The sequence below is a fragment of the Pseudomonas sp. FW305-E2 genome, assembly GCF_058782925.1.
Genome location: NZ_JBYSYE010000001.1, coordinates 194167 through 209093, shown reverse-complemented (window position 1 = coordinate 209093; position 14927 = coordinate 194167). Strand labels below are relative to the sequence as shown.

Sequence of the window (14927 nt, the reverse complement as noted above, 5' to 3'; positions counted from 1 at the left end):
GGCTAAGGTGTAGAGCCTGCTCTACAGTCAAGGATTTTTAACGTGAATATTGGAGAGTTGGAGCGCCGGAGTGGGCTCAGCCGCCATGCATTGCGCTATTACGAACAGCTCGGGCTGATCGAGCCACACCGACAAGCCAACAACTATCGCAGTTACAGTGAACAGACCGTAGCTGACTTGGCCTTCATACAGAGCGCCCAGGGCGGTGGCTTTTCACTTGCTGAGATTAGGGACATTCTTGTGGCCAGGCGGGGTAACACGATCGATTGCGCGCAAGGCGCCGTCTTGGTCGCCGCCAAGATGGCCGAGATTCAAACGAAGATCACCACGCTACAGGCCGCTTATGTTTTTCTGGACGCGGAGCGCGCCAAGCTTGAAGCCAGTGCTATTGCCAACGGGCAGATAATGCCTTGAAGTCCTGTCCATGACCCTTTTCGATCGAGCGTCAGCCTTCAGGTAGGGTGACACCGCAGATAAATTCATGCGTCCCCAAGCGGTGTGAGCCGAATTCCACCACGTAGCCGTCTCCTCTGCGCTGCGCCTCTGCCATGGCCGTTTTCTGGTCGGCATAAACGTCGACAAAATGCCATGGATGTCGGTCTCTCAGGACCCCCCATCCGATGACCCAGCCTTCCCGCGAAGGGTCTGGCGGCAGGTGCTTCGCCAAGCTTCGAATGGACATGCCGATCTCCTCATATGCACAGGCTCGCCATTGCAGGTCGAGCACTTTTCTTGAACCACACCTCGCGGGCGCCGGTCTTCAGCATGAAGGATGAGTGATAATTCCAGGTTTCCTCATCAAATATTGAAATGTTTGCAGTCTAGGGTTGAACTCAAGCCAATTCCACCATCGAGGGAGTCAGGAAATGGATTATTCCAGCATGGTTGAATCGTTGGACAAGATGCTGAAAGCAACGGCTGCAGCCAAGGCCTGCCTCCAGCCGTCAGATACAGAGCGTCAACCATACCTCCGCAGCCATTCGTCCGCGACGTCACCCATGGTTGATGGGGTGCCACTCTTGATCCAAAGCATGAATCCTCGGTCGAACTTGAATGCCGCGCCGCACTCGCTGAGCAGAAACTGACGAACCTTCTGCGTGTTGCGGTAATGCTTGTCCAATGGAGTCGTACGGGTGATCGGCCCGGCGTGCCAGTCTACGGTCATGGTCTGTTCCTTTGACAATTGAGAAAGCAGAAAGCCCGAAGATGTTCATCTACGGGCTTTGCTGTGGTTCCAAATGGCCTGGCTCGGCCTGTCAGCCTTCGAACTGTATCACCATCCGGCCTTTGATCTTGCCCTCCAGCATCTCGTCAAAGATCTGGTTGATATCCTCGATCGGTCGCAGCGTTACCTTGGGCACCACTTTGCCTTCAGCGGCAAACTGGAAGGCTTCCTGCAGGTCCTGGCGTGTACCTACCAGCGAGCCCACCACTTCGATCCCATCAAGCACCAGGCGAGGAATATTCAGGTCCATGGACTCCGACGGAAGCCCGACGGCCACCAGTCGCCCGCCAGCGCGCAAGGCATCGACGGCTGAGTTGAACGCGCCTTTGGCCACAGCAGTAACGACGGCAGCATGTGCACCGCCGGTTTTAGCCTGGATGACCTTCGCGGCATCTTCGTTGAGCGGGTTGACCACCAGGTCCGCGCCCATCTCGCTGGCGAAGCGCAGTTGCTCTTCGTTGACGTCGATGGCGATGACTTTGGCGTTGAACACGTTCTTGGCATATTGCAGGGCCAGGTTGCCCAGGCCGCCGAGCCCGTAGATGGCGATCCATTGGCCGGGGCGGACGTTGGAGATTTTCACTGCCTTGTAGGTCGTGACGCCGGCGCAGGTGATGCTGCTGGCGGCAGCGGAGTCGAGGCCGTCGGGCACTTTAACCGAGTAGTCGGCCTTGACGATGCAGGCCTCGGCCATGCCGCCGTCCACGGTGTAACCGGAATTCTTCACGTCGCGGCACAGGGTCTCGTTGCCGCTGTTGCAGTATTCGCAATGTCCGCAACCCTGGTAGAACCAGGCGACGCTGGCACGGTCGCCTGGCTTGAGCGAGGTGACGCCCGGGCCAACTTCCTGAACCACGCCAATACCTTCGTGGCCCAGTACTACACCGGTCTTGTCACCAAAGTCGCCATTTTTCACGTGCAGGTCGGTGTGGCACACACCGCAGCACTGCATCTTCAGCAGCGCTTCGCCGTATTCGAGAGGGCGCAGGGTTTTCTCTACCACGTCCACGCGACGGCCTGGTGCAACGACAGCAGCTTTCATGAGAGCCTCCGTGTCTATCCGATATGAGCTTGGTTTATCGCTGGGACAGCATAGACCTCGTCTGGGCAGGCAAAACTGCTTCAGGTCATGGTCATGGTGGGCGCTTCCACAAAATACCTGCGTATGCCTGACTGGCCTTTGCGGAAAAAAGAAAAGCCCGCGGCAAGGATGCGGCGGGCTGCAAGAACATACGGAGCAGGGCCAGTGTGCCCATCCGGATGTCGACATTTCGTGAAGGTCAGGTCATGAGGCTGTCATCATCTGCAACGAAGTGCGCAGGGTCATAAAAAAGCCCGCCATGGAAGGCGGGCAAAAGACGTTTGAAGGGAGAGCCTGCAGGTTGCGCCGGTCCGGTTAACCCAGGATTAAGCGACCACGCATTGACCCCGCACCCTGATCAGCCTATACAGGCCTGCCATTATCCCAGGAGCCAGCATGCGCGACGAAGACGACCTGCACGAACCCGAGCACGATCACCTGCTTGACCACGAATTTCTCTACGACGACGTGGAGCACGAGGCAGATGCCCAAGGCGCCGAGGATGAAGTGGAGGAAGACGAGGAAACACTGGATGACCTCGATGACGAAGAGCGCGATCACCCAGCCTGGTTCGACGACTGCGACGACTGACTCAGCGACCATCCACCGAGAACCGCCCGGGCCCGCTTACCGCCAGCAACAGCAGGCCGCCCATGATGCTGAGGTTTTTCAGAAACTGAGTCATGTTGGCGCTGCGCTCGGGGTCGACCATGTTCCAGAACGGGTGGCCCAGCAGCGCCGTGCCCAGTACGAACAGCGCAAAAAGAAAGGCCAATGGCCGCGTGTAGAAACCGAGGATCAACAGGATTGCGACGACGAACTCCATGATGACGGCAATCCCTGCTGCCAGCATCGGGGCAGGGGCGCCGAGCGAGGTCATGTAGCCTACCGTGCCATCGAAGCCGGTCAGCTTGGCCCAGCCAGACAAGACGAAGAGGACCATCAGCAGTACGCGGGCGAACAGGATAATGATGTCGCGTTGACCATCGAACAGGGAGTAGCGCATGGCGGCGTTCCAGTGGACGGGGACAAGCTCCACTTTAGCAGCTACGCCAGACATTGCTGCCAGGCAGCAAAAAGGCGCCGCAGGGGCGCCTTTTCAACGAAGTTTGGTGCGAGTGGCGGGACTCGAACCCGCAAGGCTCACGCCGACAGATTTTAAGTCATTCTGCCCCTCATTCCGCTTAGGAGAGCTGTTGAGAGCTTACGAGAGCTGAGCTTGGCTTACTTGAGCTTAAAAGCTTTGAGATTCAAGGCTTTGAGGTGAGTATTGCACCGCTGCCGAGGGCTTGTGAGAGCTGAGCAGAGCTGTTGAGAGCTGAGTTGAGCTGCTGGCGCAGCTACCAAGCCAGCTACCAAGAGCTACCAAGCTATCGAGTCGGATGCATTGATCGTTATTTAGGCAGCCTCAAGGCATGTGAAGGCCCACATAGCTTAGGCACGAGAGACAGATCAGTGGGAAAGCGGCGCTGACGGCTTGGTATTGCGAGGGAAGGGGTGTTTCGTGGTGCCCCGAGCCGGACTCGAACCGGCACACCTTTCGGCGGCGCATTTTAAGTGCGATGTGTCTACCAATTTCACCATCGGGGCGCGATGTGAAGCAGGCGATTAGACACGAAAATCATGCGGAAATCAACGGTTTAGACGCTGGAAAGGAGTGTGGGCGTGGCATTGAAGATCAATTTTACTAAGGATGCGCTTAGAGACCTGGCTTGCCCGGAGGGTAAGTCTGAGATTTATGTGTATGACACTCATACAAAGGGCCTAGCTGTACGCGTCACTAAAGCCGGTGGGAAAACGTTTTATGTCATCCGAAAGGTTAATGGCAAAGATCAGCGGCGCAAGATTGACGTCTTCGACTACAAGTCTACGAAACTTCCAGTTATCAGGGAGGTTGCGGAAAAGACCTACGCTAACCTCGATGTGATTTTGGTTGAGGAACATAAAAAATGTCTGAGGGAAAGCATTACTGTTAATGAGGCGTTTGAATCGATGATTGCTAATAAGGCTAAGCTTGCTAAAAGCACAATTGGCGATTATACGAAAACCTACGATAACTACATCAGACCCATGTATGGTGATCTAGCGTTGATCGCAGTGACGAATGACGTTGTCCTTGAATTACATGCTAAAACAACTGCCCCGGTTATCAGGGCCAGTGGGAAAATGAGTCCGCCGCGCAACCGTTCGGCTAATAAGGCGGTTTCGTTATTGGGCGCAGTTTTCTCATATGCAATCGTTTTTTATAAGGATGAAGCAGGGGCGCGTATTTACACTTACAATCCAGTGGATATCATGACTGCTCTTGGCAATTGGCATGACAACAAGCGTGACAAGATTCGGGTAAATCCAAACGAGCTTGGAGCTGTTATCTCAAATACAATCGAGATTGGTGATGCTCAGCCACAGCGCGAAGTCCCAACCTCATTTAAAACTGCATCAGCAGCTGTTCTCTTTATGCTTTTTTCGGGTGTTCGCCCTGGTGAAATCGAGAAGATTAGGAAGGACTACGTTTGTCATAAAACCAGGTCTATTGTATTCCCTCCTCGCGACAAAGCTGATGAATCTGATGCGCTAAAAAACTCCGAGGAATTCCACTTGGTACTTAATGACTCTGCATATTGTCAATTGCTATATGCGATGAGGCAAGCTAGCGGTGATTACGTATTTGCTGGAGTCGACCAGCCTAAGATTAGTGAGTCGAATGTCAGGGATTTTTTGTCTAAAGTTTCTAAAAGTCTTATCGATAGGAAGCATCTCCCACGGAAAATTCTTCGTGCCAGTTTCATTTCTATTGCTGAGCGTGCTGAGGTTGGAGCGTTTTACATCAAAGTCCTCTGCAATCATGATGGTAAGGGACAGTCCGTGGACGTTACCGACGGCTATAAAACTGCATATCTCTCAGAGATTCGGCGAGCTACAAGTAGGGTCGAGGATGAGATTTATTCCAACGCCAAAGTTAATAAAGAATACGTTTGTCGTGGCCTTCTGCAAACCTTGAGACCACTCGACACTAAAATACTTGACGCAAAGTCAGTATCGCTCTAGCGCCGGTTCGCACTACCTGTAAGCGAAATCGCAATAGTTGCTTGCGACGCCGCAGTATTGTCTTGTGATTTCGCACTTGGTTGCTGTGATTCCGCTTTGTGCTCTTGCAGTTTTGCACTCTTGCACTGCGATTTCGCATTCACACCTTGCGAAGGTTTGGTTATACATGAAGCTTTCTTGAGTTAATTGTTGAGACACCAAAATCTCCAATTGCACAATAAGTCTAGAGCTTTTTTTAGCCAGTTGTGTCTATGTCAGACAATAGGCGACTGGATACTCACATCCCTCCGGGTGTTGCGTAAAAGGCTTGATAACTAGAATAATAAAGGTGAGTCAAGATGAAGAGCATTGAGAAGCAGAGCAAAGAGACCAGAATCACATTTAGGCTTAATAAGTCTGAGCTCGAAACTCTGAATGCAAAGATGGCTGAAGCTGGCTACAAGTCTGCAAGCGCGTTTATAAGAGACTTCGTTGCCAGTGGCCAGGTTAAGCCAAAAGTCACCCAAGACGTTGTGCAGATCGCCCGCGAGCTGATGAACCTTGCATCCATGATCAACGCCGACCGCCCAAGCTGCGAACTTTTAATGAAGGTGAAGTACATAGCCCAGATAAATCTTGGGGGTATGCAATGATTGGCAAGATATTTCCCAAGTCTGCTGGCTCATTTAAGGGGCGCATAAGGTACATATTCGGATGCACAAAGCACGACCACGAGATCAGCGGCATCCGAACGATCAGCTTTAACACAATGAGCAAAGACCCTCTGCCAGGCGTCCTCCAAGGCAACGAGTCGGAGTTGTCAGAGATGATCAGGGAGTTCGATCAGGTCGAGACCTTGAGGCGCCTCTCGATAGACTCGGGCAAGCTCATTAAACCGGTATTTCACGCGATGCTGTCTCTGCGCCCCGGTGAGTCCCTAACAACCGCTCAGTGGCGCACAGCAGTCCAGACCTACCTGTCAGATCTTGGGTTTGATGAGTGCTGTCAGTACGTCGCAGTAATGCATCAGGACAAGGATCACCAGCATGTCCACATCGTCGCCAACAGGATCAGGCTCAACGATGAGTTCTCCATGGTAAAGGACAGCAATGAGCGCTCAACGAGCCTTGACTCTGTATCTAGGATCGAAGATCGATTCAACCTGCAGAAAGCGCCAAAGCCAAAGGACACATGGGGCGTATCGATTACCCATGCAGAACTGCAGGCATCAATCCGCGACGATGATCTACCGCTGAAGCACAAGATGATCGCCAAGATCGCCGGAGCAATCGAAGCAACCAACGCCCAGGACGGCGACATTTTCCACTTCGTGAGAGCCCTGAGAAAGCAAAAAGTCTACATCCACCTCACGCTCAACGATGAAGGACAGCCCAAAGGCATCTCGTTTGAATTTGATGGCAAACACATTAGTGGCAGGCAGCTCAAGCGCTCAAGACTTACATGGCACAAGCTAACGACACAGGAAGGAATACATTATGACCCAAAAACAATTCGCGAACTTCAGGTTGAAATTGCAAAAAGAGATAGAGAAAAGCAAGAAACAGCTCGATTCTACTACTACGAGTTCTCAAGTAGAGGGAGAGGTAAAAGGCTCTACATTAGATACACCGCTAAGCAGGTCGAAATCTTCAAGCTGATTGAGGATATGCTTCGGCTGCTTAATTTGTTCTTCGGTGAGGATTTTAAGGCGAGGTTGAGACAGCCTGCTAGCTATTTCGTTGAGTATTCCCCTGGGCGTGGCAAGCAATATTATGAAGGGCTAATGTCGAGTTTTTCGTCTCACTTATAAGGTCGAGCTGTATATGAAGATGAACTTAGGTTTTGATGTGGTCAGTTGCATGAGGTTGAATGTATTGCTTTGTTGTGTTGCGTCATTGCTTGCTTGTATCACGGCTGTGTCGGTAAGTATTGGGTTGTATACGTTAGTTGAGAATAAAGGGTTTGCATTGTTGTTTGCGTTCGCTGCTGTGTTGCTTGACTTATTTAAGTGTCTTGCGTGGTCAGTTCTTCCCAGACTTCGCAGCATCTTGACGAAGGGCGGAATCGCGATCTCAGCGGTCATCTTGAGCGTGGTTAGTGGGTGGGCTACATACGACCGTCTGATGTCATCGATTCTGGATAGTCAGAGTCAGGTTAAGGCGTTGTCTATACAACGAGCCAGTTTTTTGGAGGGTAGGGTGGCAAGTGATACAGCACTTATCACTCGCTTAGACTCAGAAGCCGAAAGCGTCCGCAAGCAAGCCGCTGGACTTAGGTCTACAGGGGTTGTCTCCAAAGCGCTGTTTTATGAAGAGTCTTCCCATGCTCGAATTTCCAAGGAGCGAGATAGCGCTATTGAGAGAATGAATCAGGATTCATCAGAAATTGCGCGAATCCAATCTGTTAATGGCAAAGCATCATCTATTAGCCCTGAGTTTTCTACGTTGCTATGCTTGGGTTTCTCCCTGGCATTGGAAATTGTGCCTGCTTTGATTTTGATTTCTCTTCGTGACCTCTCGAAATCCAGAGTTTCTGACAGTTTCCCACCAGCTCAATTTATGCAAAGTTCACAGCCAGAGCAATCTATGGAAACGCCAGCCTTTCCGCAGTCGGACGACCTTCGAGAAACGCAAAAAACTGTAGGAACTGCACCGTTGACCAATGATGATTTTTTGGTTTCTCTGCTTAAGGATTTGAGCGTAATGGAAACTGGCACGCCGGTTCCGTTGAAGGAGTTCGCAAAAAATAACAGGATCGGAAATGTTAGAGCTGGGGCTGTTTTTAAGGCCGCAGTTGCTGAGGGTAGACTGCGAAAAACAACCGTCGGTTATGTTGTATCCTGATTTTAAGTGGGCGGGCGATACTTTATGTTATCGCTCTCAATCTACAGCTTATCAAGCTGAGCGATTTATGGTTCTCCGCTACTTTTTTGGCCGGCTTCCGATGCCCGCTGTGGATCATTGGAAAAATTGCCGCCCGACACTTGGCCACCTTAATGGCCCGCCTCCGAAGCCTTCTCCCGGTCGTTTACGAAATTACCAGGTTTGTTTTGTGCGGTGCCGCTTCGCTGGCCAGCCTTGTCTTGATCGTTTGCCATGATTCCGCACCTCGTCTGTTCACACAGAGAGCCTGTGTTTTTCTTCGGATGCCGGATAAGGACGGGCGCTTTCTTAACTTCGTACTAGCCAACCAGGTGCGCGAAAGATCGTAACGCGCGACCTATCGCGTGATAAAGGTCGTGACAATCTGAATGAATACCGATGATGCAGGGATCTGCACCATTGCAAGCGGAGCGCGCCGGCCTACGGATGGGCCAGAGGCGTGAGGATGGAAGCCGGATAGGGCCGTAACCTTGCGGTTTACGACAGCCGTCCCTAGAGCATAGGTACCTGCCTTTGCCCCAAATGCTATTGGCTGAAACGGCTGTTGGAATTCACCGGAGGCGATGTAGCAGGGCCGGGCAGATGCGCGCAGGTTGGAACGGTGATATGAATCGCTTTGCGGTGCCGCCAGCCATCCGCCTGATCAGTTGCAGGGATTTGAATTTCAGCCTTTTGCAGCATCTACACCCAGGCGCCGATTGCGCTGTTCTACCATCGCCGGGTCAGATTGCCCATCTGCGGTAAAGCCGATCATCAACTTCGGCAGAACTAAAAGTAGCGCTTTGTCTTGATCGGTGTGTCAGGTATGCCAGGTTTTCCCATAGGTATGCGCCAGGCGTTCCATCAGGGCATGCTCAGCAGGTGCAGGAATGCCTAGGGCGATCAACTACCCAGAGGAGACCTCATAGCCATGGCCAATGAAGCTGACAGCCCAACGAACGAGTGGGTCGAGTCGATGAGGATTGCCGGCAAAAGAAAGCCCGCTGCTAGGCGGGCGAGGTCTATCACACGTAGGGATAGCTAAAGTTCCCACACCGCATGTGAAAAGGACGTGAATATGCGGCATCAGGCGACAAGGACAGTGACTAGCCCTGCGCGACGTTTAAGGTTAGTCGTCCAATACATGATGCCACAACCGACGCAACGTCGACTCTGGCATCCCCAGCTGCCTTGCAGCCTCAACCTGAGTGAGTCCTTTTGCTTTTAGCTTTTGGACTGCTTCCAGCTTTTCCCTTGCTCCTGAGATGTTCATGGGAGTCAGCCGTTCTGGCTCGGCAGGGACAGCGACATCAGCTAGATCCAGGCCCTCAACCTCAGCTAGCGATGCAAGAAGAATATCTCTAACCGTGCGACGGTCGTGAGAAGCAATGGTCAGGGCGACAAGGGTCACAGTCTCAATCTCGAGCCCGGCAGCGAGTTTATAGCTGGTTTCCAAGGAAACGGAACTCCTAGCCAGCTCCAACTTACTCACTGTCTGCTGATTCACATGCTTGGTCATGGCAGGCTGAGTTATCCCTTTACGCAGGCGCAACAACTGAAGCACTGCAGCGAAGGAGTACCGGAGCGACATTACGAATCCCCAAAAACCAAGAGGTATGCCCCGATTGCCCGCCGCCAAACAAACGTCTATAGTTGTTCTTTTGGCGATTCGCTGGCCAAGCTGGCAATTTATGGTTGATGAAATGCGGGGACATGCTTGATGGAAGGCCCACTCAGCCACGTGTTATTGGGGGAGGGAGGCGTTGACTTGGTCGGCTCTGACCTGACCCTTGAGGGTGTGCTTCTCGCCGCGCGGGGGCACTACAAGCGGATGCCTCTTTGCGTTGTAGAAGAGTGGGTGGTCATGGATGCCATTCTCACGGAGGATGAACTGGCCAAGGTGGCTGCAGCTGGATGTCAGCCCATGTTCCTGTTTGCCCACAAGGTTGTTCACGACGAGCAGCGGCGCTTCGAGCCAGGCAATTGGGTCAGGTCAACCATTGCTCGAGCATTCAAGGATGGGTACCTCTTCGAGACAAGGAACACGGTCTACGTGTTGAAGGGCCCTGGGTACCGTAAGTCCTCAACCCTGCAAGGCATCTTCTCAATTTTCTAGGTCTCACGGCATCGCTCGTGACGACTCGACTGTTTTAGAGATCAAGATATGTTTCGTTCCCACCAAGCCGACATGGCTGGCATCCCCGGCATGTTTGGCGACGGGCTCATGCATTGGCATGGCGTTTCCCGAGCGCTTGCTACCCACTGGTATCACGTAAGTGTGAAGCGGCGGATAGATGGCCGTTTCGTTTCAAGTCAAGAAATGTTGAATGACGAGCCCAAGTTACATGAGCTTGTCAGTGCCCAAGGCGATGATTTGCAGATTGATGATGTTCAGGTCGTTACGCCTGCGCGGCTGAATGGCACTGCGACGTGGCGTATGGAGCGACTGAAGTCAGTGTCTATGGGGTTTGACAGGAACGACTGCCCGGTGTGCCTGCTCGAGGTCGAGAGTGGTCAGATCTACAACGACTCCCATGAGGGTGGGTTTGATCATGACTCTCTGCGACAGGTGAGAGAGCTGTACCGGGCTCCGGTGTAATTCCATTTCGTGATCAGTATTTGGCTGGGCTCAGCCATCCAAGGAGCTTTACGTGGCAGCATCAAATACCTACTCCATCGATTTGCACAGCAGGCGGTACACGGATTTTGATCTTCTGCGCATTGCGCGCGCCGCAGGCCAAGGTTATGGAGAGCCTGTCACCGCATACCTGGTGAACGCGCAGATCATTGCTGCTAGTGCTGTTGGTGTTGTTTTCGGCCATGTAAATGCTAGCCCGGATGGGCGATTTGCTGACGGGCACTACCTACGCAGCTCTGACATCCAGTCGTTGCGTAAGGAGGGGCGCTTCTGGGTAGCGACTACTCAACATTCCCGTTACGTGATTGCTACTTTCCGGAAGGACGGTGGGCGTGCGGGACTGCGGGAGTTTTTAAAGGGCGGGGCTAAAACCTTTTTCACAATCCCGAACCGGCTCCACTAAGCCCTGGTTTTTAACTAGGTAGCTCTACTTAGAGCTGCCTGCGGTTTCCCTTTGCCTATCGCTAGGTATCGGATATTTTTGACAGGAGTTGTACTGTGGCAGGCACTGATTACATCAAGGTCTCTGGCAAGCTTGAAGATATTCGTGTTTTTGAGCATCGAGAGGGAAGTGTCCAGGTCATCATGAAAATTGATGGTGTGCTGGTTCCAAACACTGTCATTCCCACTCAACTCTATGAAGAGATTGAAGCTGGTAAGCACTACGACTTTTATTGTGTTTACAAGAGGTCGAAAAATAAACTCAAAAATCACGGGGCGGTATATGCGTATAAGGAGGAGGGCGGGCGGATTCGCAGCCTGACCAAGCTTCGGCTGGCTACGCCTGTATACATGATGTTCCATGGAGCGATTTGGTTTGCTGTGGCTTACGTGGCTGTGTTCCTCCTTGCGCTTCTTCCAGTCCTCGCAGACCACCCTACGTCGGGAGCTATACCCGTTCTGCACAGCTATTCGATGATGGGTGGGGCAATTCCTGGAATGTACTTCCTTTGGCGCGCTATTGATTTCTGGCGCAAGTCGGCGGATTTGGAAGCCTGGCCAAGCGTTGCTCCGAGTGTTGTGGTTGAGCGGTTCAGTAAGCTCCACCGGTAAACCATTAGCGGGCCGCTGCGCGGACGGCTGGCGTAAACCAAACCCCGCCCTGTGGCGGGTTTTGGCCCTGCGGGCTTTCATCCTCCCGCCTGCGCGCTCCGCTTGCCTGTGAGCGCGGTACAGGCGCGTTCAGAGCCACGCTTTCTCGGACTGTTAGTCGTCTAGGCCCAGCGCGATATGCCGCATCAAGTCTCGCGGGTTTTTGCTCTCGGCTATGTCTTGCATGAGGCCACGCTTGCTGCGGGGGAGTCGCTTGGCCATATTCTTTGCCGCCCTACGTATGGCCTCTTCTGTGCCGTGAATTTTTTCGGCCAGGAGGACAATGATCGCATCTGTAAGCGTCATGATCTGTTCAAGGTAAACGTTGTCGGATCGAAGTATCGCATGCCTGGCACGTACCTGCTTGACCAGGACGCCGGCTTTGCATCTGACGCAGTGAGCTGGTAGTCGGGGAGCGAAAGCGATAGCTTAGCGGACAAACACAGCCTAGTGTCGTCCTGCCATTATACGGTTCGAGGCGCATAGGGCTTCAGCATTCAAATGGAGCTTTGAAATGCCGTTGACCGCTTTCTCCGTTTCCCGCCAGCAGGAGCTGGATGTAGATCAACTGCTCCAGCTTTTTGCTGACCAACACCAGCGACCTAAGCTGAAGCGCTCTGAGCCCATTCCAGAAATCTGGAAGCAGGTCATTCACGCTGATGTCGAGTGCCCTGCGTGCTTTGCGAAGGGGGCCGAGGTGGTTCGTGCCACCAGTTCCAAGGTCACTGGGGAGGCCATCAAGCAAGCCTACTTCCGGTTTCCAGGTGGTCATCATGACTTCTGCGACTTTGCCGCTCTGCCACCTGGGGAGGCTCCGGAAGGCTTGGTGCAGTTCAGCTCAACTGCTCGTGATGGTTTGTCTCGGGCAGTTCGGGATCTGGTATGCAAAGGTATCCACCTCGGACTTCTCGACCAGGCCAGGATCAGGAGCATGCGTGAATGGTTCCACAATAAGAAAGTCAGCGCCGTATTTCAGGTGACTCTAGATCACCGAGTTTTTCAGTGGGTAGCAGCCGTGCAAGCGGCAGCTTGGCCTGTGAGATATCAGCCGCAGTGGCTGACTATCAACAGGGAGCTTCTGGGAGTACCTGGTTTCCAGATGAAGACGGCGATGGAGGTGATGCTAGCCCGTCGTCACGAATCGCTGCTGACTTTCCTGAGCGACCGGACAGTGATGCTGAGGCCTCTGGTGGGTCGAATTGAAAAGCTCCTGAATGCCAATAGCTCAAGGCTCGTGTTCGACCCAACCATCCTGAAGGTAGAGTACGACGCCACCTTTGAGCTCGCTCGCTTTATGTCCCACCACTATCATCCGGTTCAGAAGGCACTTGGCAGGGGCTACGTCGATGTCAAGGCGAGTAAGCCGCTAATGGCGTTTACCGCGCTTCTCCTTTTCTTGAGCGACTGGGATCTGAATAAAGCGGCTTCGCTTTTTGCTCGAATCGCCAGTTACCGAGGCGATGTCGACCAAAATCTGGGCAATGTCATGGGGCTCAATCCATTCCATGATTACGACGCTTGGGCGGCGCTTAAGGTGCTCCAGGAAATCCCTGTTCGTGAGTATGAGGCCTACGATCTCGAGCACCGCACGAGGGAGTGGATGATTGAGGCGGACGCCGCATTAGCGATGGGTCAGTCGTTCTAAAGAATACAGATTTAGTAAAGTTGCTTGGCGCGGGTCGGGAAATAAACTGTGGAAATGCTGCTGGTAGTTTTCAAAATTGTCGGGATCCTGATGTCTGGGGTTCTCGGCGTCTTGAGTAGTGTTTTGAAAATCAGGGATGCCTCTGGGCAGTTTACGGTTAAAGGTAAGGTCTTTATTGCTGGTAGTGTGGCTGGCTTGTGTATTGCTCTGATTTCGCAAATCCTGGAGACGTATATTCAACGTCAGTCACAGGCAGCCTCGCAGGCGGAAAGTTTGGAGTCGACGCGAAAGCTACAACAGATTATGTTGGATCTAAACAGAACTCTTCAGCCGCTTGGTAAATTTAGTGTTTTTGTATATCGTGCCAATGTTTCTCTAGAAGATCCCCGTTTTGATAGTTATAAGAAGCGTCTAGATAAGCTCGTTTTCACCCATCTCAAGAAGAGCGAGCGGGAGCGAATGATCGATAAAGATATTTCCACGATTACAGGCTATATGAGTGGAGGGGGAATAAAACCGACCGCCCTTCAAATCAGGCCTGACGGGAAATACTATCCTAGCCATAAGGATGATAAAGACATAGGGCTTTTGTCCCCTATTTGCTACAAATTTGTGTTCTTTAGAGAGCCTATTGATCCTTCTAAGTATCAGCCAATGCATCATTACGGTGATGGGTTGGGCGACCTTCGGGCGGACGCGTTCATGCCAAAACCGCTCGCGCTGATTAAGGACTTAAGTGATGGAAGCTTTTCTCTCGGGGGGATGATCGAGTTTCGGGACTGGGAGGACGTAAGTGGGAAAGTCGTGTCCATTCCTGATTTGGTTGGTTCCCAGCTCTTCATTTCTGCATGCAGCAAACCAATGAGGGGTTGGACTTGGGTTGGAAAGAAAAAAATTTATCACGAGCCCATAGATACGAAATTTGAAATGGGGACGATGATGCTGCACTTTGAGAAGCGCAAAATGTGGGTAAAAAAGTCAGAGTTGAATCGGTTTGAGAGGAAAGGGGAGGTGTACTGGGAATATCGTTTTCCTGATACTCAGGAAGCGCTAGGCAGGCGCTTAGCCGGCTCAGATCCGCAATGAGCAACTTTCCCTATTGAGCGACCTTGCTTGACTCTTCTGAGGAGCCACGATGTCACCGACACCACAATCACGTTCACAGCGCGATTCAGAACAAGACTTCGCCACCCTTACTGAGCTGTTCGCAGCGATGATCGAATCACAGCGCGGCCAACCCCTGACGCCAGATGATGCTTGGATCAACCATGCCCAGATCTTGGCGGTGAAGCTGTTCAAGCAGGCGTGTGCTCATTAACACGACTCAACTGAGTTTCCAGGACGGTAAAGAGATCGTC

General features: G+C 52.4%; 19 protein-coding genes, 1 tRNA gene and 2 pseudogenes. 13 read left to right on the top strand and 9 right to left on the bottom strand.

What is annotated here, in order from left to right:
- The first annotated feature begins 42 nt into the window (after positions 1 to 42).
- Positions 43 to 414, top strand: coding sequence for a MerR family transcriptional regulator (locus AC3WLP_RS01065; protein ID WP_003250937.1), 372 nt, complete (start codon positions 43 to 45; stop codon positions 412 to 414).
- 31 nt (positions 415 to 445) lie between these two features.
- Here the strand turns inward: AC3WLP_RS01065 and AC3WLP_RS01060 are convergent, their stop codons facing one another.
- The 3 genes from AC3WLP_RS01060 to adhP all read right to left on the bottom strand — a co-directional run bounded on the left by AC3WLP_RS01060 (position 446) and on the right by adhP (position 2267).
- Positions 446 to 682, bottom strand: a complete 237-nt coding sequence (locus tag AC3WLP_RS01060; RefSeq protein ID WP_020191348.1) for a hypothetical protein — start codon at positions 680 to 682, stop codon at positions 446 to 448.
- Positions 683 to 958: 276 nt separating this feature from the next.
- Positions 959 to 1165, bottom strand: a complete 207-nt coding sequence (locus tag AC3WLP_RS01055; RefSeq protein ID WP_019438758.1) for a DUF6434 domain-containing protein — start codon at positions 1163 to 1165, stop codon at positions 959 to 961.
- Between the two features lie 91 nt (positions 1166 to 1256).
- Positions 1257 to 2267, bottom strand: a complete 1011-nt coding sequence (gene adhP / locus AC3WLP_RS01050) for an alcohol dehydrogenase AdhP (RefSeq protein ID WP_012051899.1) — start codon at positions 2265 to 2267, stop codon at positions 1257 to 1259.
- A 435-nt stretch (positions 2268 to 2702) separates the two neighbouring features.
- On the opposite strand from adhP, the gene AC3WLP_RS01045 reads away from it, so the two are divergent.
- Positions 2703 to 2897: a hypothetical protein gene (locus AC3WLP_RS01045; protein ID WP_014859853.1), complete on the top strand. Its 195-nt coding sequence runs from the start codon at positions 2703 to 2705 to the stop codon at positions 2895 to 2897.
- Between the two features lies 1 nt (position 2898).
- Here AC3WLP_RS01045 and AC3WLP_RS01040 read toward each other — a convergent pair whose 3' ends face one another.
- Both AC3WLP_RS01040 and AC3WLP_RS01035 read right to left on the bottom strand, forming a co-directional pair.
- Positions 2899 to 3312 (bottom strand): DoxX family protein, encoded by a 414-nt coding sequence (locus AC3WLP_RS01040; protein WP_014859854.1) that lies wholly within the window; start codon positions 3310 to 3312, stop codon positions 2899 to 2901.
- A gap of 499 nt (positions 3313 to 3811) precedes the next feature.
- A tRNA-Leu gene (locus AC3WLP_RS01035) sits at positions 3812 to 3896 on the bottom strand.
- A 75-nt stretch (positions 3897 to 3971) separates the two neighbouring features.
- Here AC3WLP_RS01035 and AC3WLP_RS01030 point away from each other — a divergent pair.
- The 4 genes from AC3WLP_RS01030 to AC3WLP_RS01015 all read left to right on the top strand — a co-directional run bounded on the left by AC3WLP_RS01030 (position 3972) and on the right by AC3WLP_RS01015 (position 8176).
- Entirely contained in the window at positions 3972 to 5354 is a 1383-nt protein-coding gene (locus AC3WLP_RS01030; RefSeq protein WP_178085883.1) for an integrase family protein, read from the top strand.
- A 338-nt stretch (positions 5355 to 5692) separates the two neighbouring features.
- Entirely contained in the window at positions 5693 to 5986 is a 294-nt protein-coding gene (locus AC3WLP_RS01025) for a ribbon-helix-helix domain-containing protein (protein ID WP_088512415.1), read from the top strand.
- Positions 5983 to 7143 (top strand): relaxase/mobilization nuclease domain-containing protein, encoded by a 1161-nt coding sequence (locus AC3WLP_RS01020; protein ID WP_088512414.1) that lies wholly within the window; start codon positions 5983 to 5985, stop codon positions 7141 to 7143. Before AC3WLP_RS01025 ends, AC3WLP_RS01020 begins: the two co-directional genes overlap by 4 nt.
- A gap of 13 nt (positions 7144 to 7156) precedes the next feature.
- Complete coding sequence (locus tag AC3WLP_RS01015; RefSeq protein WP_143516710.1) at positions 7157 to 8176, top strand: hypothetical protein; 1020 nt, start codon at positions 7157 to 7159, stop codon at positions 8174 to 8176.
- Between the two features lie 65 nt (positions 8177 to 8241).
- Here AC3WLP_RS01015 and AC3WLP_RS01010 read toward each other — a convergent pair.
- From AC3WLP_RS01010 to AC3WLP_RS01000, 3 genes and pseudogenes are all read right to left on the bottom strand, one after another.
- Positions 8242 to 8430, bottom strand: a pseudogene (locus AC3WLP_RS01010) (con-10 family general stress protein).
- A gap of 310 nt (positions 8431 to 8740) precedes the next feature.
- A pseudogene (locus AC3WLP_RS01005) lies at positions 8741 to 9128 on the bottom strand (DUF1264 domain-containing protein); the annotation flags it as partial.
- 195 nt (positions 9129 to 9323) lie between these two features.
- Positions 9324 to 9650, bottom strand: a complete 327-nt coding sequence (locus AC3WLP_RS01000) for a helix-turn-helix domain-containing protein (RefSeq protein ID WP_256596040.1) — start codon at positions 9648 to 9650, stop codon at positions 9324 to 9326.
- Positions 9651 to 9914: 264 nt separating this feature from the next.
- Between AC3WLP_RS01000 and AC3WLP_RS00995 the strand changes: the two genes are divergently transcribed.
- From AC3WLP_RS00995 to AC3WLP_RS00980, 4 genes are all read left to right on the top strand, one after another.
- Complete coding sequence (locus tag AC3WLP_RS00995) at positions 9915 to 10310, top strand: DUF6957 family protein (protein WP_088512412.1); 396 nt, start codon at positions 9915 to 9917, stop codon at positions 10308 to 10310.
- Between the two features lie 48 nt (positions 10311 to 10358).
- The gene (locus AC3WLP_RS00990) at positions 10359 to 10793 is read left to right on the top strand and encodes a hypothetical protein (protein ID WP_088512411.1); all 435 of its coding nucleotides are present in this window, start codon (positions 10359 to 10361) and stop codon (positions 10791 to 10793) included.
- A gap of 52 nt (positions 10794 to 10845) precedes the next feature.
- Complete coding sequence (locus tag AC3WLP_RS00985; protein ID WP_088512410.1) at positions 10846 to 11235, top strand: hypothetical protein; 390 nt, start codon at positions 10846 to 10848, stop codon at positions 11233 to 11235.
- Positions 11236 to 11330: 95 nt separating this feature from the next.
- Positions 11331 to 11885 (top strand): hypothetical protein, encoded by a 555-nt coding sequence (locus tag AC3WLP_RS00980; protein WP_088512409.1) that lies wholly within the window; start codon positions 11331 to 11333, stop codon positions 11883 to 11885.
- 153 nt (positions 11886 to 12038) lie between these two features.
- Here the strand turns inward: AC3WLP_RS00980 and AC3WLP_RS00975 are convergent, their stop codons facing one another.
- Entirely contained in the window at positions 12039 to 12230 is a 192-nt protein-coding gene (locus AC3WLP_RS00975) for a DUF7740 domain-containing protein (RefSeq protein WP_088512408.1), read from the bottom strand.
- A gap of 208 nt (positions 12231 to 12438) precedes the next feature.
- On the opposite strand from AC3WLP_RS00975, the gene AC3WLP_RS00970 reads away from it, so the two are divergent.
- The 3 genes from AC3WLP_RS00970 to AC3WLP_RS00960 are packed head-to-tail and all read left to right on the top strand — an operon-like array spanning position 12439 to position 14887.
- Positions 12439 to 13569: a hypothetical protein gene (locus AC3WLP_RS00970; protein ID WP_088512407.1), complete on the top strand. Its 1131-nt coding sequence runs from the start codon at positions 12439 to 12441 to the stop codon at positions 13567 to 13569.
- 48 nt (positions 13570 to 13617) lie between these two features.
- Positions 13618 to 14655 carry a hypothetical protein gene (locus AC3WLP_RS00965; RefSeq protein ID WP_088512406.1) on the top strand — a complete coding sequence of 346 codons (1038 nt, stop codon included), beginning with the start codon at positions 13618 to 13620 and terminating at the stop codon, positions 14653 to 14655.
- A 49-nt stretch (positions 14656 to 14704) separates the two neighbouring features.
- Entirely contained in the window at positions 14705 to 14887 is a 183-nt protein-coding gene (locus tag AC3WLP_RS00960) for a hypothetical protein (RefSeq protein ID WP_088512405.1), read from the top strand.
- The last annotated feature ends 40 nt before the right edge of the window (positions 14888 to 14927 follow it).